This window comes from Lentzea waywayandensis, assembly GCF_900115955.1.
Lineage (GTDB): Bacteria > Actinomycetota > Actinomycetes > Mycobacteriales > Pseudonocardiaceae > Lentzea > Lentzea waywayandensis.
Genome location: NZ_FOYL01000007.1, coordinates 242,850 through 264,560, shown reverse-complemented (window position 1 = coordinate 264,560; position 21,711 = coordinate 242,850). Strand labels below are relative to the sequence as shown.

The 21,711-nt window shown below is 69.0% G+C and carries 24 protein-coding genes; 11 read left to right on the top strand and 13 right to left on the bottom strand.

The annotated features are described in order from the left end of the window. The first annotated feature begins 7 nt into the window (after nt 1–7). From BM417_RS26735 to BM417_RS26715, 5 genes are all read left to right on the top strand, one after another. Complete coding sequence (locus tag BM417_RS26735) at nt 8–196, top strand: hypothetical protein (RefSeq protein WP_030474577.1); 189 nt, start codon at nt 8–10, stop codon at nt 194–196. After that, on the top strand, nt 196–909 hold the full coding sequence (locus BM417_RS26730; RefSeq protein WP_093600026.1) for a beta/alpha barrel domain-containing protein: 714 nt from the start codon (nt 196–198) through the stop codon (nt 907–909). The genes BM417_RS26735 and BM417_RS26730 overlap by 1 nt, the downstream gene beginning before the upstream one ends. Beyond that, nucleotides 906–2,174: a beta-ketoacyl-[acyl-carrier-protein] synthase family protein gene (locus BM417_RS26725; protein WP_030474579.1), complete on the top strand. Its 1,269-nt coding sequence runs from the start codon at nt 906–908 to the stop codon at nt 2,172–2,174. Before BM417_RS26730 ends, BM417_RS26725 begins: the two co-directional genes overlap by 4 nt. Continuing rightward, a complete protein-coding gene (locus BM417_RS26720) occupies nt 2,171–3,385 on the top strand; it encodes a ketosynthase chain-length factor (protein ID WP_093600023.1) in 1,215 nt (404 codons plus the stop codon). Before BM417_RS26725 ends, BM417_RS26720 begins: the two co-directional genes overlap by 4 nt. A 67-nt stretch (nt 3,386–3,452) precedes the next feature. Then, nucleotides 3,453–4,370, top strand: a complete 918-nt coding sequence (locus BM417_RS26715; protein WP_143138807.1) for an acyltransferase domain-containing protein — start codon at nt 3,453–3,455, stop codon at nt 4,368–4,370. Between the two features lie 169 nt (nt 4,371–4,539). Here the strand turns inward: BM417_RS26715 and BM417_RS26710 are convergent, their stop codons facing one another. Next, complete coding sequence (locus BM417_RS26710) at nt 4,540–5,316, bottom strand: cyclase family protein (protein ID WP_090006291.1); 777 nt, start codon at nt 5,314–5,316, stop codon at nt 4,540–4,542. Between the two features lie 94 nt (nt 5,317–5,410). Here BM417_RS26710 and BM417_RS26705 point away from each other — a divergent pair, with 94 nt between their 5' ends. Genes BM417_RS26705 through BM417_RS26695 form a run of 3 tightly spaced genes read left to right on the top strand, consistent with a single transcriptional unit; the run spans nt 5,411 to nt 7,648 of the window. Continuing rightward, complete coding sequence (locus BM417_RS26705) at nt 5,411–5,713, top strand: antibiotic biosynthesis monooxygenase family protein (protein ID WP_093600017.1); 303 nt, start codon at nt 5,411–5,413, stop codon at nt 5,711–5,713. Continuing rightward, nucleotides 5,710–6,708 (top strand): CaiB/BaiF CoA transferase family protein, encoded by a 999-nt coding sequence (locus BM417_RS26700; RefSeq protein ID WP_093600014.1) that lies wholly within the window; start codon nt 5,710–5,712, stop codon nt 6,706–6,708. The genes BM417_RS26705 and BM417_RS26700 overlap by 4 nt, the downstream gene beginning before the upstream one ends. Nucleotides 6,709–6,718: 10 nt before the next feature. Beyond that, entirely contained in the window at nt 6,719–7,648 is a 930-nt protein-coding gene (locus BM417_RS26695) for an LLM class F420-dependent oxidoreductase (protein ID WP_093600011.1), read from the top strand. Between the two features lie 57 nt (nt 7,649–7,705). On the opposite strand, the gene BM417_RS26690 is transcribed toward BM417_RS26695, so the two are convergent. From BM417_RS26690 to lpdA, 6 genes are all read right to left on the bottom strand, one after another. Continuing rightward, complete coding sequence (locus tag BM417_RS26690; protein ID WP_143138806.1) at nt 7,706–8,212, bottom strand: hypothetical protein; 507 nt, start codon at nt 8,210–8,212, stop codon at nt 7,706–7,708. A 42-nt stretch (nt 8,213–8,254) separates the two neighbouring features. Then, entirely contained in the window at nt 8,255–8,983 is a 729-nt protein-coding gene (gene lipB, locus BM417_RS26685) for a lipoyl(octanoyl) transferase LipB (RefSeq protein ID WP_093600005.1), read from the bottom strand. Next, on the bottom strand, nt 8,940–9,530 hold the full coding sequence (locus tag BM417_RS26680) for a phosphatase PAP2 family protein (protein WP_093600002.1): 591 nt from the start codon (nt 9,528–9,530) through the stop codon (nt 8,940–8,942). Before BM417_RS26680 ends, lipB begins: the two co-directional genes overlap by 44 nt. Continuing rightward, nucleotides 9,527–10,417, bottom strand: coding sequence for a TIGR01777 family oxidoreductase (locus BM417_RS26675; RefSeq protein ID WP_093599999.1), 891 nt, complete (start codon nt 10,415–10,417; stop codon nt 9,527–9,529). Before BM417_RS26675 ends, BM417_RS26680 begins: the two co-directional genes overlap by 4 nt. Nucleotides 10,418–10,566: 149 nt before the next feature. After that, nucleotides 10,567–12,294: a 2-oxoglutarate dehydrogenase, E2 component, dihydrolipoamide succinyltransferase gene (gene sucB, locus BM417_RS26670; RefSeq protein WP_093599996.1), complete on the bottom strand. Its 1,728-nt coding sequence runs from the start codon at nt 12,292–12,294 to the stop codon at nt 10,567–10,569. A 51-nt stretch (nt 12,295–12,345) separates the two neighbouring features. After that, nucleotides 12,346–13,734 carry a dihydrolipoyl dehydrogenase gene (gene lpdA, locus BM417_RS26665; protein WP_245822184.1) on the bottom strand — a complete coding sequence of 463 codons (1,389 nt, stop codon included), beginning with the start codon at nt 13,732–13,734 and terminating at the stop codon, nt 12,346–12,348. A gap of 180 nt (nt 13,735–13,914) precedes the next feature. Between lpdA and BM417_RS26660 the strand changes: the two genes are divergently transcribed. After that, entirely contained in the window at nt 13,915–14,241 is a 327-nt protein-coding gene (locus BM417_RS26660) for an oxidoreductase (protein WP_093599993.1), read from the top strand. Here BM417_RS26660 and BM417_RS26655 read toward each other — a convergent pair. Further along, on the bottom strand, nt 14,238–14,702 hold the full coding sequence (locus BM417_RS26655) for an OsmC family protein (RefSeq protein WP_093599990.1): 465 nt from the start codon (nt 14,700–14,702) through the stop codon (nt 14,238–14,240). The genes BM417_RS26660 and BM417_RS26655 overlap by 4 nt on opposite strands. 386 nt (nt 14,703–15,088) lie before the next feature. Continuing rightward, nucleotides 15,089–16,561 (bottom strand): leucyl aminopeptidase, encoded by a 1,473-nt coding sequence (locus BM417_RS26650; RefSeq protein ID WP_093599987.1) that lies wholly within the window; start codon nt 16,559–16,561, stop codon nt 15,089–15,091. A 199-nt stretch (nt 16,562–16,760) separates the two neighbouring features. Here BM417_RS26650 and BM417_RS26645 point away from each other — a divergent pair, with 199 nt between their 5' ends. Then, on the top strand, nt 16,761–17,996 hold the full coding sequence (locus tag BM417_RS26645) for an APC family permease (RefSeq protein WP_093599984.1): 1,236 nt from the start codon (nt 16,761–16,763) through the stop codon (nt 17,994–17,996). Here BM417_RS26645 and BM417_RS26640 read toward each other — a convergent pair. After that, the gene (locus BM417_RS26640; RefSeq protein ID WP_093599981.1) at nt 17,935–18,204 is read right to left on the bottom strand and encodes a hypothetical protein; all 270 of its coding nucleotides are present in this window, start codon (nt 18,202–18,204) and stop codon (nt 17,935–17,937) included. The genes BM417_RS26645 and BM417_RS26640 overlap by 62 nt on opposite strands. A 92-nt stretch (nt 18,205–18,296) precedes the next feature. Between BM417_RS26640 and BM417_RS26635 the strand changes: the two genes are divergently transcribed. Next, nucleotides 18,297–19,388, top strand: a complete 1,092-nt coding sequence (locus tag BM417_RS26635) for a branched-chain amino acid aminotransferase (RefSeq protein ID WP_093599978.1) — start codon at nt 18,297–18,299, stop codon at nt 19,386–19,388. A 10-nt stretch (nt 19,389–19,398) separates the two neighbouring features. On the opposite strand, the gene cobS is transcribed toward BM417_RS26635, so the two are convergent. From cobS to cobU, 3 genes are read right to left on the bottom strand one after another with little or no spacing between them, the layout of a single operon-like run. Next, nucleotides 19,399–20,100 carry an adenosylcobinamide-GDP ribazoletransferase gene (gene cobS / locus BM417_RS26630; protein ID WP_093599975.1) on the bottom strand — a complete coding sequence of 234 codons (702 nt, stop codon included), beginning with the start codon at nt 20,098–20,100 and terminating at the stop codon, nt 19,399–19,401. Between the two features lie 10 nt (nt 20,101–20,110). Further along, nucleotides 20,111–21,169 carry a nicotinate-nucleotide--dimethylbenzimidazole phosphoribosyltransferase gene (gene cobT / locus BM417_RS26625; protein ID WP_093599972.1) on the bottom strand — a complete coding sequence of 353 codons (1,059 nt, stop codon included), beginning with the start codon at nt 21,167–21,169 and terminating at the stop codon, nt 20,111–20,113. Then, nucleotides 21,166–21,705, bottom strand: a complete 540-nt coding sequence (gene cobU, locus BM417_RS26620; RefSeq protein WP_093599969.1) for a bifunctional adenosylcobinamide kinase/adenosylcobinamide-phosphate guanylyltransferase — start codon at nt 21,703–21,705, stop codon at nt 21,166–21,168. The genes cobT and cobU overlap by 4 nt, the downstream gene beginning before the upstream one ends. Nucleotides 21,706–21,711: the final 6 nt, after the last annotated feature.

Below are 21,711 nucleotides of genomic sequence, written 5' to 3'. Positions count from 1 at the left end.
TGACGCGATGGGGTTGGGTGGCGCGGAACTACTGACCGCCGCGGCACGCGCTGCAAGCCGCAACGGACTTTACGTGGTCTCCATGTACCTGGAGAAGGCCGCGGTCGAGCATCAGCGCAAGGGTTGTCCCTCTTCGGACGTGGCGCCCTGTGCGTATGAGATCGAGGCCTCCCGAGTACTGCTGTCGGGGTTCTGATGAAGCTCTACGACATCTCGCTGCGTCGCACCAGCCTGTCCATTTCGGACAGACTGGTCGCGGCGCGGCGCCTCGACGCGCTTGGAGTCACGTTCGTCGACGGAGGCAGGCCCGCCCGGTCGTTCTACCACCGGGCGGCGATCGAGCTCCGGTTGCGGGCCGCCACCCTCATCGCCTCGGGCGGTGCGGAGGATCTCGCCGCACTCATCGCCGCGGAAACCCCCGCGGTGGCAATAGTTGTCCAAGGGCACGGCTTTTCGGTGGTCCGAGAGGCCGTGCGTCAACTCGTGCGCGCCGAACGACGAGTGATCGTCGAGGCGCGGGACTTCTTCGACGGCTGGCTGATCGACCCCGAACACGCTTTGGAGGTCGTGCTGACCGCCGCGGAGGCTGGGGCGGAAACCGTGTTGCTGCACGACACAGCGGGCAAGCTGTGGCCGGACCAGATCGGCGAGATCGTCGAGGCGGTCGCGGAAACCGGTGTGCCCCTTGGTTTCGGTAGTCCCGAAGACGGCGGCTCGGCGGCGAAACAGCTGTTCGCGGCCGACGCGGGGGCGGGACTCGTACAGGGGTCCTACGCCGTCGTTCGAGGTGGCCTCGATCGGGTCGATTCACCATCGGTTCATTCGGCAGAAACAGGTATCGCTCCCGTGCCCTGTCCGAGATTGGAGCAGACCGTGTCCGCACAGAAGGCGATTGGAGGTGTCCGATGAGTCGTCGCGCCGTCATCACCGGGGTGGGCGTGGTCGCACCTGGTGGCATCGGAACGAAGGCGTATTGGAAACTGCTGTCCGAAGGGCGTACGGCGACTCGCAACATCACGCACTTCGACGCGTCTCCGTACCGCTCCCGCATGGCGGGAGAAGCAGATTTCGATCCAGTGCGCGAAGGCTTGACGCCGCAGGAGATCCGCCGGCTCGACCGTGCCGCGCAGTTCGCGGTCGTCGCGGGCCGTGAGGCGATGTCCGACTCCGGCATCGAGTTCGACCAGCTCGACCCCGGCCGCATCGGTGTCTCGCTCGGCACCGCGGTCGGCTGTACGACCTCGCTGGAGCGCGAGTTCATCGTCGGCTCCGACCGGGGCAAGTACTGGGAGGTCGACCAGTCCTACGCCGTCCCGCACCTCTACGACTACTTCACGCCGTCCTCGATGGCGACGGAGCTGGCGTGGACAGTGGGCGCCGAGGGTCCGGTCTCCGTGGTCTCCACGGGCTGCACCTCGGGTCTCGACTCGGTCGGTTACGCGGCCGAGCTGATCATGGAGGGCTCCGCGGACGTCGTCGTCACCGGCGGCACCGAGGCTCCGCTCTCCCCGATCACCGTGGTCTGCTTCGACGTGATCCGTGCGTCGAGCACCCGCAACGACGACCCCACAACGGCGTGCCGGCCGTTCGACAAGACCCGCGACGGCCTGGTGCTGGGCGAGGGTTGCGCGATCATCGTGCTCGAGGAGCTGGAGCACGCCCGCGCTCGCGGTGCGCACATCTACGGTGAGGTCGCCGGCTTCGCCTCGCGGTGCAACGCCTACCACATGACAGGCCTGCACCCCGAGGGCATCGAGATGTCCGACGCCATCAACATCGCGCTGAAGCAGGCACGTGCGGACGCCACGGACGTCGGTTACATCAACGCGCACGGGTCGGGCACCAAGCAGAACGACCTGCACGAGACGGCGGCTTTCAAGCGTTCGTTGGGTGCGCACGCGTACAAGACCCCGGTCTCCGGCTTCAAGTCGATGATCGGGCACTCGCTGGGCGCGATCGGTTCGCTCGAGATCGTCGGCTCGCTGCTGGCGTTCGAGCAGGACCTGATCCCGCCGACGGCGAACCTCCACGAGCAGGACCCCGAGTGCGACCTCGACTACACGCCACTGGTGGCGCGCGAGAAGAAGGTCGACACCCTCCTGACCGTGGGCAGTGGTTTCGGTGGATTCCAGAGCGCCATGGTGCTCAAGAAGGTGGAAGGGGCAGGCCGGTGACTCGGGCGGTGGTGACGGGAATCGGCATTGCGTCGCCGAACGGTTTGGGGCCGACCGCGTACTGGCGGGCGACCCTGCACGGGGAGGCGGCGATCAAGCCGATCACCCGGTTCGACAGCGCGAACTACTGGGCGAAGATCGCCGGTGAGGTGCCTGGCTTCGAGGCAGGGCGGCACCTGCAGGGTCGCCTGCTGCCGCAGACGGACCACATGACGCGGCTGACACTGGTCGGCACGGACTGGGCGTTGCGTGGTGCGGGTGTGCAGCCGAACGACATCCCCGACACCGACATCGCGGTCATCACCGCGGCGACGGCCGGCGGATACGAGTTCGGTCAGCGCGAACTGCAGAAGCTGTGGCACCAGGGTCCGGAGTACGTCTCGGCGTACCAGTCGTTCGCGTGGTTCTACGCGGTCAACACGGGCCAGATCTCCATCCGCCACGGCACGCGCGGTCCCGGCGCGGTGGTGGTGTCCGAGCAGGCCGGTGGCATCGACTCCATCGGTCACGCCCGGCGCCAGCTGCGCAAGGGCGTCCAGCTCGCCCTCACCGGCGGCATGGACTCGTCCTTGTGCCCGTGGGCGTGGGTTGCCCACCAGGCGTCGGGTTGCCTGTCCCGCAACAACAACCCGAAGCGCGCCTACCTGCCGTTCGACCGCGACGCCTCCGGGTACGTCGCGGGCGAGGGTGGCGCGATCATGGTGGTCGAGACGCCGGAGTCGGCGGCCGGTCGTCCGGGTACGCGCATCTACGGCGAGATCGTCGGGTACGCCTCGACGTTCGACTCGAAGATGCCGTCGCGGGAGCCGGGTCTGAAGCGGGCGGCCGAGCTGGCGCTGCGCGACGCCGGCATGGACGCCTCGGAGATCGACGTGGTGTTCGCCGACGCGGCGGGCATTCCCGAGCTCGACAAGGCCGAGGCCGAGGCGATCAAGGGCATCTTCGGGCCGTTCGGCGTGCCGGTGACGGCGCCGAAGACCATGACCGGCCGGCTGTTCGCCGGTGGTGGCTCCCTCGACGTGGCGTCGGCGATCCTCTCCATCTACTGGAGCGCGATCCCGCCGACCATCAACGTCGAGAACCTGGTGCCGGAGTACGAGATCGACCTCGTCATGAACGAGGCGCGGCACGGCAAGATCAAGGCCGCTCTGGTGCTCGGTCGTGGCAAGGGCGGCTTCAACTCCGCCATGGTGGTTCGCGAGTACAGGTAGATGTCAGGTGCCTCAAGGCCGTGAAGGTGTCCCCTTCACGGCCTTGAGCCGTTTCTGGAGGCGTGTTGTGGACGTAGCACTGATGTTTCCGGGCCAGGGATCGCAGTACCCGCGGATGGCGGCGTCCCTGTACGGCACGGATGCCGTGTTCACCTCGGTGATCGACGAGGTGTTCGAGCTGTTCGGCGAGGTCGGCTCCCTTGCCTGCGAGGACTGGCTTTCCGGGGCGGACGTCGATCACGTGTCGCGGGCGCAGCCGTTGCTGTTCGCCGTCGACTACGCGCTGGGGCGCACCGTTCTGTCGTGGAGCGTCAAGCCCGTCGCGTTGATCGGGCACTCCGCGGGCGAGGTCGTCGCGGCGACGCTGGCCGGCGTGTTCACGTTGGAAGAAGCCGTGTCCCTGGTGCGGGACCGGGTGCTGTCCGCCGTGCCGATCCCTTCCGGCGGCATGCTGGCCGTCGCCGCGTCGGAAGCCGACCTGCTGCCGTACCTGGAGGGCGACGTGGCGATCGCGGCGGTGAACTCGGCCCGGCAGACGATGCTGGCCGGGTCAGACGAGCCGCTGGCCCGTGTGCGGGCGCGACTGGAGGCGGACGAGTACATCGTCGTGACCGTGCCGGCGTCGACGCCGTTCCACAGCCCGGCGATGCAGCCCGCCGTGGACGAGGCCCTGGCTTCGTGGAGTGCTTCGCCTCGTGCGCCGCAGATGCCGCTGTACTCCGGGTACACGGGCAAGCTGATGACTCCTGAAGACGCGTTGTCCGCGCGGTTCTGGACCCGTCAGCTGACCGACGCCGTCTACTTCGGACCGGCGCTGAACGAGCTGGTGGCGATGTACGACGTGCTGCTGGTGGAAGCCGGTCCCGGCCAGACCCTGACGTCGTTCGCACGCCGGACGAAGGCCGTGCGTTCCGGTGCCTCGCAGGTGTTGCCGTTGCTGGACGCGGCGGACACCGTGGACACGGCCCGCGCTCGTCTGGTGTGACCGCGATATAAAAGGGCCGCCCTCTCCTGGAGGGCGGCCCTTTGACGGCTGCTGCTAGTCGATGCCGCGGACGATGTGGTCTTCGTTCTCCGGTGGCCATTCACTGTTATCCATACCTACGAAGGTAGGTACCGTGATTCAGCTCTCACTTGAGAGCCGGTCGTTTGGTTCAGTCGTCGAGCAGTGCGACGGCCCTCGTCCAGCCCGCGCCGGCACCCTTGATCTTGACGGGGAACGCGACGACGGTGAACCCGAAGTCCGGCAACGCTTCCAGGTTCGCGAGACGCTCGATCTGGCAGTACTCGCGGTCACGGCCGGCGAAGTGCGCGGGCCACAGCACGCTCTCGTCCTTGGTCGTCAGGTAGCGCTTGACGATGTCCGGGAACGGCGCGTCGAGGCTGAACGCGTCGGTGGCGATCACCTTGACTCCCAGGTCCAGCAGGAAGTTCGTGGCGGGGCCGTCGAGTCCGGTGTAGTCGGTGAAGTAGGTCTGGGTGCCCGCGTGCTCGGCGGCGCCGGTGTCGAGGATGACGATGTCCATCGGCTTCGGCGTGTAGCCGATGCGGGCGAACTCCTTCTCCAGCACCTCGACGCCGATGACGCCGGTGCCGTGGCCGCGGACGTCGAGCTTCACGCCGGGGTTGTGGAACCACTCCAGCGGCATCTCGTCGATGTGGCGCGGGATTCCGTTGCCGTACGTGGTCTTCGAGCCGTAGTGGCTCGGCGCGTCCACGTGCGTGCCGGTGTGGGAGGTCAGGCTGATCCGGTCCAGTGTGAGGAACTCGGAGTCCCGCAGCACGGAGACGTCGAACTCGATGCCGAGCCGCGCCTTGAGCTGCTCGGCCATGTGTTCGGCACCCTGGGCGGCCGTGAGCACCTCGTGCGTCACCGGGTCCGCTTCGTACGCGGATGCGTCAATGTGGGAAGACAGATCGATGATGCGCATGCGGTCGAGCTTGGCGGGCGTTCCTTGAGCACGTCTCAAGACGCGGTGGGCATGGTTTTGCCTAGCCTGACACCGTTTCTGGAGGAGCCACCTCATGATCACCTTCCTCAACCGCTTCACGCTCACCGGTGACCCGGAGGAGTTCGAGAAGGCCTTCGACGAGACGGCCGCCTTCCTGCGCGAGCAGCCGGGCCTCATCCGGTACACGCTGTCGCGCCAGCTGGACGACCCGGCGTCCTACATCAACATCGCGTTGTGGGAGAGCGCCGACGCCCTGCGCGCGGCCCTGGCCCACCCGGACTTCGGCAACCACGCCAAGGCGATGCGCGGCCTGGCCGAGTCCTCGGGCGCGATCTTCAACCCGCGCCTGTCCTTTGAAGCCCCTGTAGAAGCCTGATGGGTCCGCTCGACGGGCTGAAGGTCGTCGAGTTCGGCGGCATCGGTCCCGGCCCGCACGGCGCGATGCTGCTGGCGGACCTCGGCGCGGACGTCGTGCGCGTCGAGCGTCCGTCCGGCGGCCTGTCCGTGGTGCCGGACGCCTCCCGCGACTTCCTGTTGCGCGGCAGGCGTTCGGTGTCCGCGGACCTCAAGTCCGCTGAAGGCCGCGCCTCCGTGCTGTCGCTGATCTCGGCGGCCGACGTGGTGATCGAGGGCTTCCGTCCCGGCGTGCTGGAGCGGCTCGGTCTCGGGCCTTCCGACTGCCTGGCGGTCAACCCCGGCCTGATCTACGCGCGGATGACCGGGTGGGGTCAGGACGGTCCGCTGGCCCAGCGCGCCGGCCACGACATCAACTACCTGTCGGTCACCGGGCTGCTGCACGCGATCGGCAAGCCACCGCTGAACCTGGTCGGTGACTTCGGCGGCGGCTCGCTGTACCTGGTGCTCGGCGTGCTGGCGGCGTTGTGGGAACGGCAGCGCACCGGCCTCGGCCAGGTCGTCGACGCGGCGATCGTCGACGGGGTGGCGTCGCTGGCGCAGATGATCTGGTCGATGAAGGCGCAGTCGGTGTGGGAGGACTCGCCGGACTCGAACCTGCTCGACGGCGGGTGCCCGTTCTACTCGATCTACGACTGCGCGGACGGCCGTTCCGTCGCGGTGGGGTCGTTGGAGCCGCAGTTCTACGCGCTGCTGCTGGCCGGTCTGGGACTTGATGCCGCCGACCTGCCCGAGCAGATGGACCGGGACTCCTGGCCGTTGCTGCGCAAGACGTTCGCCGAGACGTTCCTGACCAGGACCCGCGACGAGTGGTCGGAGGTGTTCGCGTCTTCCGACGCCTGCGTGACGCCGGTGCTCACCCTGGAGGAGGCGGCCTCGTATCCGCACCTGAAGGCACGCGGAGTGTTCACCGCCGACGGGGCGGCCGTACCCGCACCACGTTTTTCCTCGGACTAGATTCGCGTTCGTGGAACTCCGAATCTTCACCGAACCCCAGCAGGGCGCGAGCTACGACGACCTGCTCCGGGTGGCCAGGACGGCTGAGGACGCCGGCTACGGCGCCTTCTTCCGCTCCGACCACTACCTCAAGATGGGCTCGGCCGACGGCCTTCCCGGCCCGACCGACCCGTGGATCACCTTCGCCGGCTTGGCCCGCGACACGTCGACGATCCGCCTGGGCACGCTGATGACCGCCGCGACGTTCCGCCACCCGGGACCGCTCGCCATCAGCGTCGCCCAGGTCGACCAGATGTCCGGCGGCCGCGTGGAGTTCGGCATCGGCGCGGGCTGGTACGAGGCCGAGCACACCGCGTACGGGCTTCCGTTCCCGTCGCTCGGGGAGCGCTTCGAGCGCTACGAGGAGCAGGTCGCGATCATCACCGGCCTGTGGGAGACCCCGCTCGGCGGCACCTTCTCGTTCGAGGGCAAGCACTACACGCTGACCGACTCACCCGCGCTGCCGAAGCCCGCGCAGGAACGTATCCCGTTGCTGATCGGCGGCATGGGTGCCAAGCGCACGCCTGCCTTGGCCGCGTCCTACGCCACCGAGTTCAACCTGCCGTTCGTCGGCATCGACGCCGCAGTCGAGCAGTTCGCCCGCGTCGACACCGCCTGCGAGGAGACCGGCCGCGACCCGAAGGAGATCATCCGCTCGGTCGCCCTCGTCGCGTGCGTCGGCCGGACCGACGCCGACGTCGCCCGCCGGGCCGCCGCGATCGGCCGTGAGGTCGGCGAGCTCAAGGAGAACGGCCTGGCCGGCACCCCGGCCGAGGTCGTCGACCGCATCGGCGCGTGGCGGGACGCGACCGGTGTGCAGCGCGTCTACCTGCAGACGCTGGACCTCGCCGACCTCGACCACATCACCGAGATCGCGTCGGACGTCGCGCCCCAGCTCTGATATGTCACAGCTCTGATATGTCACAGCTCTGATATATCGGGTACTGGATATCGGATATCAGGCGAGCGCTTTGCGCACTGCCGACGGCATGGGCATGACGTGGTTCGCGAACCGCCGCCGATATCCGATATATCGCAGCTGCAACGCGGGTTCGTCGAGGTAGCGCTTCTCCAGCCCGTCCTGCCCGAGCACCAGCTTGAGCCCACGTCCGAGCATCGAAGGCGAGTCGAGGGCGAATCGGTCGCGCAACACATCGGCGGCTGCGTGGTCACCGAACTCCAGCGCCGCCCGCCGGACGGACTCGACCGGAACCATCAGGTACTGCTCGTCGGCGCGCACGCCGTCGCGACAGGAGATGTTCAACGCGCTGAGCGCCTTCTGGTGCGCCCCACCATCAAGCCCGAGGTAGTACTGCTCCCAGTCGCCGAGCTGGATCTCACCACTCCACGTCCGAACGGGCCCAGCGATCTCCACTGCCGCCGCCACCGGCCCGTTCGAACTGATTCCACCTGCCAGCGCCGTCAATCCGGCAGCCGTGAACAACTGGCGTCGGGACAACCTCACGACGCACCCTCCTCCGAAAGCCCGCGACTCCCCGCCGCGGGGCTACGGAATGCTAGCGAAGGTGATACCCGGAGCGACGGGGCCAGTGCGGGTCAAAGTGCGGTCCGTCAGGGGGAGCGTTCCGTCGAGCGCCGCCAGCACAGCGTCACGGGCGAGCGGCAGCACCTCGGCGACGGTGACGTCGCGGCCCAGTTCGTGCGAGAGAGAAGCGACGCCCGCGTCCTTGATGCCGCACGGGATGATGTCGCCGAACGCGTCGAGGCTCGCGTTGCAGTTGATCTCGAAGCCGTGCATGGTCACCCCGCGCTGCACGCGGATGCCGATGGCGGCGACCTTGCGCTCCGGACCCCGGTCGTCGGCGGGCAGCCACACGCCGCTGCGGCCCTCGATCCGGCCGGTGTGCACGCCGAGCTGATCGCACACGTCGATCAGGCCCTGCTCGATGCGCCGCACGTACTCCACGACGTCCATCGGCTCGATCAGCTTGAGGATCGGGTAGCCGACCAGCTGGCCGGGCCCGTGCCAGGTGATCTTGCCGCCGCGGTCGACGTCGATGACCGGGGTGCTGCCGCCGCGCGGGCGTTCCTCGTCGAGGGTGCGCCGGCCGCAGGTGTAGACGGGCGGGTGTTCGAGCAGCAGAAGGGTGTCCGGGCCGGTGCCGCCCGCGCGTGCCTCCGCGATCTCCTTCTGAAGGTCCCACGCCGCCATGTAGTCGATGAGCCCCAGCTCACGGATGACGACGGGGTCTGACGAGGTGCGGCACGAGTTCACGACCCGACGTTACCAACCCCAGAGCGAGTGCTGCCACGAGTCCAACGCCCGTCACACCCAGCACGGCGCCGATGACGTCGGTGACCCAGTGCATCTCCAGCACGACCCTGGCGAAGCCGCCCACCAGCACCGCGAGCACCGCCCACAGCGTCACCTTCCACGTGGTCCCGCGCAGCAGCACGACCAGCGTGAACGCCGTGGACGCGATCGCCACCGTGTGCCCGCTCGGATAGCTGGGCAGGTGGTACTCGATGGGCCGGACGCGGTCGAACAGGAACCTCGTCAGCAGGGTCGCGCAGCACAGCGCGTGCAGTGCCAACGCCTTCCACAGCCGCGGATCGCGCCGCCGCCAGGCGAGCACGAACAACACAGCCGCGAACGCCCATCCGATCGTCGGCCCGAGCACCAGACCCACCAGGAACGCCGTGTCCTGCAACCACTCCGGTCGCGGAAGCCCGTTGTGCACCCACACGTCGAGCCCGGTCATCTCGGGGAGTCCCAGGAGGATCCACGAGATCAGCAGAAGGGCCGCGACGACTCGGGTCACGCGACCGCCGCGTTCAGCGCTGCCGGCAGTGCCGGGTGAAGGAAGTGGAAGCCGCGGCTCTCCAGCACCTTCGGCGTCAGGCCCGGACCGCTGAGCAGCAGTTCCTCGGCCATCTCGGCGCCGAGCAACGTCTTGAGCGCGAACGCCGGAACGGTCCACGGCGTCGGCCGGTGCAGCGCGGTGCCGACCGCCTTGGTGAACTCGGCGTTCGTGACCGGCGTCGGACCGGCGACGTTGACCGGCCCGCGGATGTCGTCGTGCTCGACGACGAACCGGTAGGCCGACACGACGTCGTCCAGCGACACCCACGGGAAGAACTGCTCCCCGGACCCGAGCCTGCCGCCCAGGAAGAACTGGAAGACCGGCCTCAACCGCCCGAACACGCCGCCGGACGGAGAGATGACGACAGCGGTGCGCATTAGTACGACACGCACACCGCCTTCCTGCGCCACGGACGTCGCCGCTTCCCAGTCCTGGGTCAGCCGCGACATGTAGGTGTGGCCGCCCGGCGCGTCCTCGTCCGCGAGGCGCGACCCGGTGTCGCCGTAGAAGTGGGCGCCCGACGAGCTCACCAGCGTGGGCACGCCGTGCTCGACGACCGCCGCCGACAGCACCTCGGCCGGAACGACCCGGCTGTCGTGCAGGACCTGCTTGCGCGCGTCGTCCCAGCGCTTGTCGCCGATGCCCGCGCCGCACAGGTTGATGACGGCGTCGACGCCGTCGAACGTCCCGTCGTCGATGCGCCCGGCGTACGGGTCCCACCCGCGTTCGTCGGGCGCGGCGGCTTTGCGGCGCACCAGCCGCAGCACCTCGTGGCCGGCGGCGCGCATGGACGCCACCAGGCTCGTGCCGATCAATCCCGACGATCCCGCGATGACAACGCGCATACCTAGATCGTTCCCCACTGACGCGTCACGTGCACAGCCGTACTTCGCATACCGGACCCAGGATGTGCCGAAGGCCACCCCGGCAAACCGGAGTGGCCTTCAGGTCACACTATTCAGTCGATATCCAATACATCGGATATCAGCTCTGGTCAGAGACCGAGGTCGGCCTCGAACGCGCCTTCCTCGAGACGGTTCTTGACCGTCGTGAGGAAGCGGCCCGCGTCGGCACCGTCGACCAGGCGGTGGTCGTAGGTGAGCGCGAGGTACATCATCGAGCGGATCGCGATGGTGTCGCCGCCGTCCTCGTCGGTGATGACGACCGCGCGCTTCTTCACCACGCCGACGCCCAGGATGCCGACCTGCGGCTGCTGGATGATCGGGGTGTCGAAGAGCGCGCCGTTGCTGCCGAGGTTGGTCAGCGAGAACGTGCCGCCGGCGAGCTCGTCGGGCGTGAGCTTGTTCGAGCGGGCGCGCGACGCCAGGTCACCGATCTTGTGGGCGATGCCCGACAGGTTCAGGTCACCGGCGTTGTGGATCACGGCGTTGAGCAGGCCGCGCTCCGTGTCGATCGCCAGACCGAGGTGCTCGGCACCGTGGTAGGTGACCTCCTTGCGCTCCTCGTCGATCGACGCGTTGAGCACCGGGTGGGCCTTGAGGGCCTCGATGGCGGCCTTGGCGAAGAACGGCAGGAACGTGAGCTTCGCACCCTCACGAGCCTCGAACGCCTTCTTGGCCTGGTTGCGCAGCCGGGCGATCTTGGTCACGTCGACCTCGAACACCTGGGTGAGCTGGGCCGACATCTGCAGCGACTCACGCGTGCGCTGCGCGACGATCTGACGCAGCCGCGGGAGCTTCTGCACGGTGCCGCGCTTGCCCGAGTTGTCGACCGCGGCCGGGGCGGCGGTGCGAGTGGCCGGGGCGGCGGCCGGAGCAGCGGCGGCGGGAGCCGGAGCCGGGGCCTTCTTGGCCTCGACGGCGGCGAGCACGTCCTGCTTGCGGATGCGGCCACCGACGCCGGTGCCCTTGAGGGAGCCCAGGTCGATGCCGTTCTCCGACGCGAGCTTGCGCACGAGCGGAGTGACGTAAGGCGTGTCGTTCGCGTCGTCGCCAGAGGGCGCGGCGGCGGGAGCGGCCTGCGGAGCCGGAGCAGCCGGAGCCGGGGCAGGCGCCGGAGCGGCCTGCGGGGCCGGAGCCGGAGCGGCGGCGGGCGCGGGGGCTGGCGCAGCCGGGGCGGGAGCGGCGGCCGGAGCCGGGCTGCCCGAACCGATGACGGCGAGCTTGCCGCCGACCTCGACGGTCTCGTCCTCACCAGCGCTGATCTCGAGCAGCGTGCCCGCGACCGGCGACGGGATCTCGGTGTCGACCTTGTCGGTCGAGACCTCGAGCAGCGGCTCGTCGACCTCGACGCTGTCGCCGACCTGCTTCAGCCAGCGGGTGACGGTGCCCTCGGTGACGGACTCGCCGAGCGCGGGCATCGTGACGTCGGTGCCCTCGGCCGGACCGCCGGACTGTGCCGGTGCGGGGGCGGCCGGGGCCTCTTCCTGTGCCGGGGCGGGAGCGGCAGGAGCCTCTTCCTGCGCGGGGGCCGGAGCCTCCTGCGCAGGCGCGGCGGGGGCGGGCGCGGCGGCGGGGGCGGCGTCGCCGTCACCGATGACCGCGAGCTCGCCACCGACCTCGACGGTGTCGTCCTCCTGCGCGACGATCTTCTGCAGGACGCCGGCCGCCGGGGACGGGATCTCGGTGTCGACCTTGTCGGTGGACACCTCGAGCAACGGCTCGTCCACCTCCACCCGGTCGCCTTCCTGCTTCAACCACCGGGTGACCGTGCCCTCGGTGACGCTCTCACCGAGTGCGGGCATCTGGACGGAGAAGGCCATTGTTCGCTGACTCCTCGTGCTCTCGTGTGGCTGACTTTGTGTGGGGAACGGTCAGCCGTGCACGTGCAGCGGCTTGCCGGCCAGGGCGAGGAACGCCTCGCCGAGGGCTTCAGTCTGGGTCGGGTGGGCGTGGATCAGGGGAGCCACGTCCTCCGGGTAAGCCTCCCAGCTGTAGATCAGCTGTGCTTCACCGATGAGCTCGCCGACGCGTTCGCCGACCATGGTGACGCCGACGACCGGGCCGTCGGGAGCCTTGACGAGCTTCACGCCACCAGCGGTCTTGAGGATCTGGCTCTTGCCGTTGCCCGCGAGGTCGTAGATGAAGACCTCGGCCGAGCCGTACTTCTCCTTGGCCGCGGCCTCGGTGAGGCCGACGGAGGCGACCTCGGGCTTGCAGTAGGTGACGCGCGGGATGCCCGCCTCGTCGATCACCTTCGGGTTCTGGCCGGCGATCTCCTCGGCCACGAAGATGCCCTGCTGGAAACCGCGGTGCGCGAGCTGAAGGCCGGGAACGATGTCGCCGACGGCGTAGACGTTCGGCAGGTTCGTGCGCAGGCGCTCGTCGGTGATGACGAAGCCGCGGTCGATCGTGATCCCGGCCTCCTCGTAGCCGTGACCCGCGCTGTTCGGGCCGCGGCCGACCGCGACGAGCAGCAGGTCGGCGTCGAGGACGTCGCCGTTCTCCAGCGTGATCGACACACCCGAGTCGGACTGGGTGGCGCCGGTGAACTTCACACCGGTCTTGAACTTGATGCCGCGCTTGCGGAACGCGCGTTCCAGCTGCTTGGACGCGTACTCGTCCTCGGCCGGGACCAGGCGGGGCAGGGCCTCGACGATGGTCACGTCGGCGCCGAACGAACGCCACACGCTCGCGAACTCCACGCCGATGACGCCGCCACCCAGGACGACGACCTTCTCCGGGATGAAGTCCAGGTTGAGCGCCTGGTCGCTGGTGATGACCCGGCCGCCGATCTCCAGACCGGGCAGGCTGCGGGCGTACGAACCGGTCGCGAGGACCACGTTCTTGCCGACGTAGCGCCGGCCGTTCACCTCGACGGTGTTCGGGCCGACGAACGTGCCCGCGCCCTCGACGAGGGTGACCTTGTTGGCCTTCGCGAGACCCTGCAGGCCCTTGTAGAGCCGCGAGATCACGCCGTCCTTGTACGAGTTGACGCCGTTGATGTCGATGCCCTCGAGCGAGCTCTTCACACCGAACTGGTCGCCTTCGCGGGCGTTGTCCGCGACCTCGGCCGCGTGCAGCAGCGCCTTGGTCGGGATGCAACCGCGATGCAGGCAGGTGCCACCCAGCTTGTCCTTCTCGACCAGGACGACGGACAGGCCGAGCTCGGCCGCGCGGAACGCGCAGGCGTAGCCACCTGAACCACCGCCGAGGATGACGAGATCGGCGTTGGTGGCCGACTCCAGTTCCGGCGAAGTCACTTCGGATCTCCTCGGGATTACTTACTACGCGCGGGTGCGCGCGAGGTACGCGGCCATCTTGTCACTAGTTGCCGGAGCGCGGTGATCCGGCATAGGACACCACGCCCGGCTCTGATCATTCACCTACTCATAACACCCTTACCTGGCACCATGGTGGAGGGAAGCGCAGGAGGTGCTCGAATGGGGCTGTTCGATCGTTTTCGCAGGAAGCCGCGCGCAGGTGTGCTGCGGACCGCTTCCAACCAGGACACGAGCCACCTCGAGCAGTGGACGAAGAGCCGCCACGGCGTCGAGGCCTATGTGGAGCCGAGGACCACGGTGACCGAGACCACTGTGGTCCTGGTCGCTCACGACGGCGAGTGGACCCGCCGCCGAGTCGCGTCGCCGGACGCCGCGCGGTCGTTCGCACGCAAACTCGGCATGCCGATCTACGACGCGGGCATCGTGGGTTACCCGAAGCGCATGCGCGACTACACCGCGCGAAAAAAGGCTTCCGGCGAACTCTAAATCCTCACGGTCGGCTCGTGCCGAACCGGAAAATTGACGCTCGCCGCGATGAAGCACATCGAATGCGCTTTCTCGTGCAACGCCTGAGCCGTCTCCTTGGTGGCGGGATCGGCGACGGTCACGACGGGGTTGAGCACCACCTCGGTGAACCGCCCCGACCCGTCCGAGTGTTCGGCCATGACGCCCGTGGCGTGGTCGCGGTAGCCGGTCACCACGACACCGTTGGTCGACGCGAGGTGCAGGTACCAGAGCATGTGGCACTGCGAGAGCGACGCGACGAGCAACTCCTCGGGGTTGTAGCGACCGCGATCACCCCGGAACGACGGATCGGACGACCCGAGGATCGTCTCCTTGCCCTCGACCCGGACCTCGTGCGCGCGCTCGTAGGACTTGTACCCGGAGGTCCCGCTCCCGGTGTTCCCGGTCCAGACGACGTCGGCCTCGTACTGATGCGTCCCCATGTGGAAATACTCCTCTCGCCGGGGCCTGGAGCACAGCCCTGAGCGACCGGCATCTCTCTCGGACTGCCTGCTCCACGGCGAGCACGAGCCTCGCCGACGGCCGGCACCGTGATCACCTCCGCGAACACGAGAAAATGCCCGCAAGTCCTCTGCGGGGCATCTTTCCGTGAAATGGCAAGCCGTGACCGCGAAAGTCCGCGCCGCACATTTCAGCCCGCCCGCCGAAGCCCTTGCCCGACCCCCCTTGCAACGGGACGTTTGCGGACGAAGTCAAAAGACCTGTTGCAAAGGTGCTGGTCAGCAACGCTGAAGCAGCCGATATATCAGTTGCAACGCAACGGGCGGAGCCCCCGAAGGAGCTCCGCCCGTTGTGCGGAAAGAATGGCTCAGCCGTTAGCGGCGATGTCCGCCAGAACAGCCGCGATGGTCCGCACCGGAACGCCGGTGCCGCCCTTCGAGGTGTATCCGTAAGGGCCACCCGTGTGGAATGCCGGACCGGCGATGTCGATGTGCGCCCACTGCACGCCCTCGGCCACGAACTCGCGCAGGAACAGCCCGGCGGCGAGCATGCCGCCCCAGCGGTGCCCGGTGACGTTCGCGAGGTCCGCCAGGCGCGAGTCGAGGTCCGCGCGCAGCTCCTCGGGCAGCGGCATCGCCCACGCCGACTCGCCGACGGCGGTGCCGATGGCGGCGACGCGGTCGCGGAACTCGTCGGAGCCCATGACGCCCGAGGTGCGCTTGCCGAGGGCGACGACCTGCGCGCCGGTCAGCGTCGCGGTCTCGATCAGGTAGTCGGGGTTGTCCTCGCACGCGCGCACGATGGCGTCGGACAGGATCAGGCGGCCCTCGGCGTCGGTGTTGAGCACCTCGACGGTCTTGCCGCCGTACATGGTCAGCACGTCGCCGGGGCGGTAGGCGTCACCGGACGGCATGTTCTCCGCCATCGGGATCGACGCGATGATCTCCAGCGGGTACTTGAGCTTCGCGGCGAGCACCATCGTGGCGACGATCGCGGCGGCACCCGACATGTCCGAGGTCATCTCGTCCATGCCCGCGGCCGGCTTGATGGAGATGCCGCCGGTGTCGAACGTGATGCCCTTGCCGACGAGCGCGACCTTCTTGACGGCCTTCGTGCCCTTGTACGAGATGCGCACGAGGCGCGGCTGGCGCGTCGAACCGACACCGACACCCAGGATGCCGCCGAAGCCCTGCTTCTTCAGCGCCTTCTCGTCGAGGATCTCGACGTCGAGACCGGCCGCGGTGGCGAGCTTCTCCGCGCGGGCGGCGAACGAAGCGGGGTAGAGGTCGTTCGGCGGCGTGTTGATGAAGTCACGCGCGATGGCGACGGACTCGGCGATCGCGACGGCGGCCTTCAGCGCGGCCTTGTTCTCCTTGGAACCGGCGGCGTGCAGGTCGACCTTCGCGACCGGGCCCTCGCCCTTGTCGGACTTGTACTCGGTGAACGAGTAGGCGCCGAGCAGCGTGCCCTCGGCCGCCGCACCGACGTGCAGCGCGGCGAGCGTGTTGATCGCGCGCTTCTTGCCGCCCAGCGCACGGGCGGCGACACCGGACGCACGGCGCACCTGCTCTTCACCGGCGGTCTTGCCGAGGCCTACGGCCAGCACGAGCGGAGCGGCGATCTTGCCGAACGTCGGCACCTTCACCAGCTCGTCGGCCTTGCCGGACGCGCGCAGGGTGCCGAGCACGTCGAGCAGCGCGCCGTCGAACGCGGCGGCGACAGCTTCGGCACCGGGGGCGAGCTCCAGACCGTCCGCACCCTGCAGGGTGCCCACGACGACTGCGTCCGCGGCGGTGGTGCTCAGATCACCCTCGGTGAGGGCCAGCTTCGGGGCTGTCACGTGCTGCTCCAGGGTTGTTGCGTGCGGGGCTCGGAATCGTGACTCATGCTAAAGGTCGGACTGTCCCACTAATGCCCAGCCCCGCCCCGATCGCCGCAATCCGTGACGTTGACAGTTGCGCACAGTGGCGATTCGCCCGTTTCACGCATCAGTCGACCGGGTGGTTACGGCCGGATGCCGCATCTGAGAATGTGTACCGGTGACCCACACGCCTCGCGAGATCGTCACGGCGGTCGCGCTCGGTCTTCCCGCGGTGCTCGGAGCGGGGGTCTTCGCCGGATTCGCCCCAGCCGCAGGCCTTGCGGGCTGGTGGGTGCTCCCGGCGCTGGCCATCTCCGCGCTAGCCGCTCTCTGCTCGGCCTTCTCGACCGCGGACCAGTCGCGCGCCTACCCGGACGTCGGCGGCGGTTACGGATACGTGCGCGCGCAGCTCGGCGTGTGGCCCGCACGGATGACGGCGAGCGCACACCTTCTGGGCCGGTGCGCCATGGCGGCCGCGGTGGCGTCGATGTTCGGCGCGTACGTGGTGCCGGACCAGCCGATGATCGGCGCACTCGCACTGGTCGTCGCGACGGCGCTGCTCGGCGCGGCCGGCTTCCGCTTCACCGCGGGCGTCAGCGTGCTGGTGTCCGTGGTCGTCCTCGGCGTGCTCGCGTTGGTCGTCGCGGCGAGCTTCTCGATCGCGCCCGTGCCGTCGGCGGGGGAGGCGGGCACCGTCAACGAACTCGTCGGCGTCGCCGGCCTGATGTTCATGGCGTTCGCCGGTTTCGAACGCATCACCGCTCCGAATCGAGGGGAGAAGCACCACGCGCCGTCCGTGCTGAAGATCGCGATTCCGGTCCTCATCGGACTGTCGTTCGTGGTCTGTCTCGCGGTGGGCGCCGGTGTGCTTCGGCAGCTCGGTAGCGCGCGTCTCGCATTGTCACCGGCCCCGTTGCGCGACGCCCTCGTCGCAGCGGACTCGGCCGCGCTGGTGCCGCTCGTGCAGATCGCCGCGGCGGTGGCCGGGGTGGCCGCGCTGCACTTCGTTCTCGCGTCCGCCCACCGCACCCTGACCGGACTGACCGAGGACGGCGACCTGCCGACCCGCCTCAAGCCCGGCGCGCTGACGCTCGTCGTGGTCGTCGCTTCCGCACTCGCCGTCGTGCTGATGCCGTTGAGGACGGCGCTGGGCGTGGCGGCCTGCGGGACGTTGTTCTACTACGCCTTCACGAACGCGTCGGCTCGAGTCCTGCTGCAGAACGACCGCACGTGGCCCATGCGCACGGCTTGTCTCGGACTCGGGCTCTCGGTGCTGCTCGCCATGAGCATGCCGGTGCCCGCGATGCTCATCTCGATCGCGGGACTCGGCATCGGTACCGGGCTCATCGGCCTCACAGCGTTGCTGAGAGGAAAACGAGCAGCGTCACGCCAACACACACCGCAAGCCCGATGATGCGGCCGTTGGTGGACTCCTTCTCCTTGATGAGCGCCCAGTAGACGGCCAGGAAGACGGCGGCGGCGATCACGGCACCCACCACACCACCGACGCCGCCGAGCACCCATCCGTCGAGGAACGTCATGCCGGTGCCCAGAACGAGCAGCGCGGCCTGCAGCACGGTGCGGACGTCCGCACCCTTCGAAGATCTTTCCGCCTCGGTCATGGCCGGGGACTCTATCGAGGTTGACTTAGTAGGACGTCCGAGTTTTGGGAAGACGATTTTCCGTATCCCCACCTGCGGGTTACCGTGCTCTCATGACGAGCGAGTTGCCTTTCACCCGGACTCCCCACCCGCACCCGGCGACCCCGGAGCGCGTAGCGGAGGTACTTGCCAAGCCGGGCTTCGGGCAGCACTTCACCGATCACATGGTGACGATCCGCTGGAACCGCGAGCAGGGCTGGCACGACGCTGAAGTCGGCCCGTACTCCACTCTCGCACTGGACCCCGCGGCAATGGTGCTGCACTACGGCCAGGCGATCTTCGAAGGGCTCAAGGCCTACCGGCAGCCCGACGGTTCGATCGCGTCCTTCCGCCCTGAGGCCAACGCCGAGCGCTTCCGCGCCTCGGCCCGCCGCATGGCGATGCCCGAACTTCCCGACGAGCTCTTCCTGGAGTCCGTGCGGCAGATCCTCGCGGTCGACGACCGCTGGGTGCCCTCGGCCGAGGAGGAGTCCCTCTACCTGCGGCCGTTCATGATCTCCACGGAGAAGGGCCTCGGCGTGCGACCCGCGTCCGAGTACCTCTACGTGCTGATCGCCTCCCCCGCCGGCTCCTACTTCGCGAGCGGCGTCCGCCCGGTGAGCGTGTGGCTCTCGACCGAGTACGTCCGCGCGGCCCCCGGTGGCACCGGCGCGGCCAAGTTCGCCGGCAACTACGCCGCGTCCCTCGTGGCGCAGGCGCAGGCCGCCGAGAAGGGCTGCGACCAGGTCGTCTGGCTCGACGCGGTGGAACGCCGCTGGGTCGAGGAGATGGGCGGCATGAACCTGTTCTTCGTCTTCGGGGACAAGGTGATCACGCCCGAGCTGACCGGCACGCTGCTGCCCGGCATCACCCGGAGCTCGCTGCTGGAACTGGCCTCCGAGCTCGGCTTGACCGTCGAGGAGCGCCGCATCTCGACCGAGGAGTGGGAGAAGGCCAACGCCTCCGGTGAGCTCACCGAGGTCTTCGCCTGTGGCACGGCCGCGGTCATCACGCCGGTCGGCCACGTCAAGCACGCCGGTGGCGAGTTCGACATCGCCGACGGCGGCACCGGCTCGGTGACGAAGCAACTGCGCGAGCGCCTGACCGGCCTCCAGCACGGCCACGTCGCCGACACCCACGGCTGGATGACGGTGCTGCACTCCTAGGGCTCTGGGGTCAGGCGATCACCAGCACGGCCAGAAGCGCGATTTCGGCGGCAGCACCGAGCACATCACCGGTGATGCCGCCGAAACGCTTTCTGGTGTGCTGCACCAGTACCCACACGAGCGCGAACGCGACGACGACGGCGACGACCGCGCGCCACCCGAGCGGAATCGCCGCAGCAGCGAGCACCACCCACGTGCCGATGACCATCAACGGATGCTGAGTGCCCGCAACGAGCGCACCGAGCCCCTCAGGCCGTGCGGCAGGCACACCGCGCATGCAACAGATGCCGAACGCCGCCCGGCTCGTCGCGAACGCCAGCAGGACGACGCCCCACTGAGCGTGGGGGAGTGCGGCGGCCTGCGCGCCCAGCACCACGATCAGCGACACCACGCCGAACGGTCCGGCGCCGCCGTCCTTCATGACCTTGAGCGCACGCTCCGGCGGCCCGTAGCAACCGAGCCCGTCGGCGACGTCGGCAAGCCCGTCGAGGTGCATACCGCGTGTCGACAGTGCGACGACGCCGACGACCAGGAACCCGGCCACGAGCGCCGATATATTGGATATCGCAAGCAGCTTGAGGACGCCGACGACGAAGGCGCCGAGCACGACGCCGACGAGCGGTGTCCACGCGATGGCCCGCCCCGCCGCTTTGCGGTCGACGTCGTCGACACGCAGCGGCAGGACGGTCAGCCAGGACAGTGCCAGTTTCAAGGGCGAAGCTTCATTCCTTGTTGGTGACGCCGGCGCTCTCGAACGTCGCCATCTCCGCGAGCACCTTCACCGCCGAGATCAGCAACGGCAGCGCCGCCACGGCACCGGAGCCTTCACCGAGCCGCATTCCGAACTCCAGCAGCGGCTTCAGGTTGAGGTGCCCGAGCGCGATCGCGTGCGCGGGCTCGGCCGACTCGTGCCCGGCCACCCACCACTCACGCGCCCCAGGCGCCAGCTCCTCGGCCACGACAGCCGCCGCACCCACGACGACGCCGTCGAGCACGACCGGCGTCTTCCGCACAGCGGCCTGCGCCAGGAACCCCGCCATCGCGGCGATGTCGGCGCCACCGGCCGTCGCGAGCAACGCGATCGGGTCGCTGATCACGAGGCGGGCCCGGCGCAGCGCGTCCCGGATCGCCGCCGTCTTGCGCATCCACGCCTGGTCGTCGATGCCGGTGCCGCGTCCGACGACCGCGACGGGTTCCGACCCGGTCAGCGACGCGATCAGCACGGCGGCGGGCGTCGTGTTGCCGATGCCCATGTCACCGGCGACGAGCACGTCGGCGCCCGCGTCGACCTCCTCGTCGGCCAGCGCACGGCCGGCCGCGATCGCGAGCTCGCACTGCTCACGGGTGAGCGCGTCCTCGCGGTCGATCGACCCGGACGAGCGCCGCACCTTGTGCTGGCTGACCGCGGCCGGGGTGTCCGCGTCGACGGCCATGTCGACCACGCGCACCGTGGCACCCGCGACCTGCGCGAGCACGTTCACGGCGGCGCCGCCGGTCAGGAAGTTCGCGACCATCTGGCCGGTCACCTCGCTCGGGAACGCCGACACGCCCTGAGCGGTGATGCCGTGGTCGCCCGCGAACACGACGACACGCGGCCGCACGAACGGCTTGGGCGGTACGACGCCCTGACAGGCGGCGATCCAGTTGCCCAGCTCCTCGAGCCTTCCGAGCGAGCCGACCGGCTTGGTCAGCACCGCGTGCCGGGCCTCGGCCTCGCGCAGAACGGTCTCGTCCGGCGGTTCGACCGGCGGGAACTCGGTGCTCACCTGGTCACTCCTCATCGCAGTTTCAACGGGATGCCGGCGACGAGCAAGGTGACCTCGTCGCACACCTCGGCGACGCGCGCGTTGAGCGCACCGAGGTGATCTCGGAAGAGCCTGCCAGAGCGCGTCGACGGAATGACGCCGAGGCCGACCTCCGCCGTCACGAGCACCAGTCGCGCCCGGCAGGTCGCGACCGAGCGCACGATCGCGTCGATGTCGCCCGCGATCGCCTCGGCGCCGTCGCCCTCCCACGCGTCGGCGTCGTCGAGCACGCCGACCAGCCACGTCGACAGGTCGTCCACCAGGATCGGCGGGTCCTCGTACTGCGTCGCGGTGAGCAACGCCGGCAGGTCGGCCGGAGCCGACGCCTCGACCGTGTGCCAAGTGGACGGACGCCGCGCGACGTGCAGCGCGATGCGTGCGTCCCAGTCGGGGTCGTCCGGGTATCTGCGCGCGGTTGCGACGTAGGTCACGGCCGCCTCGGTGAGCAGACCTTCCGCGTGCGCCGACTTGCCTGACCGCGCTCCGCCGAGCACGAGCGTCCGAGATGACAAGAGTTA

Coding starts and splice junctions, on each gene's coding strand:
- BM417_RS26725 (WP_030474579.1), top strand. CDS start 906: ATGAGTCGTCGCGCCGTCATCACCGGGGTGGGCGTGGTCGCACCTGGT.
- BM417_RS26675 (WP_093599999.1), bottom strand. CDS start 10,417: ATGCGCGTTGTCATCGCGGGATCGTCGGGATTGATCGGCACGAGCCTG.
- BM417_RS26735 (WP_030474577.1), top strand. CDS start 8: ATGGGGTTGGGTGGCGCGGAACTACTGACCGCCGCGGCACGCGCTGCA.
- BM417_RS26635 (WP_093599978.1), top strand. CDS start 18,297: ATGACGAGCGAGTTGCCTTTCACCCGGACTCCCCACCCGCACCCGGCG.
- BM417_RS26730 (WP_093600026.1), top strand. CDS start 196: ATGAAGCTCTACGACATCTCGCTGCGTCGCACCAGCCTGTCCATTTCG.
- BM417_RS26710 (WP_090006291.1), bottom strand. CDS start 5,316: ATGCGCATCATCGATCTGTCTTCCCACATTGACGCATCCGCGTACGAA.
- BM417_RS26655 (WP_093599990.1), bottom strand. CDS start 14,702: ATGGGGACGCATCAGTACGAGGCCGACGTCGTCTGGACCGGGAACACC.
- BM417_RS26660 (WP_093599993.1), top strand. CDS start 13,915: ATGGGGCTGTTCGATCGTTTTCGCAGGAAGCCGCGCGCAGGTGTGCTG.
- BM417_RS26705 (WP_093600017.1), top strand. CDS start 5,411: ATGATCACCTTCCTCAACCGCTTCACGCTCACCGGTGACCCGGAGGAG.
- sucB (WP_093599996.1), bottom strand. CDS start 12,294: ATGGCCTTCTCCGTCCAGATGCCCGCACTCGGTGAGAGCGTCACCGAG.
- cobT (WP_093599972.1), bottom strand. CDS start 21,169: ATGAGGAGTGACCAGGTGAGCACCGAGTTCCCGCCGGTCGAACCGCCG.
- BM417_RS26640 (WP_093599981.1), bottom strand. CDS start 18,204: ATGACCGAGGCGGAAAGATCTTCGAAGGGTGCGGACGTCCGCACCGTG.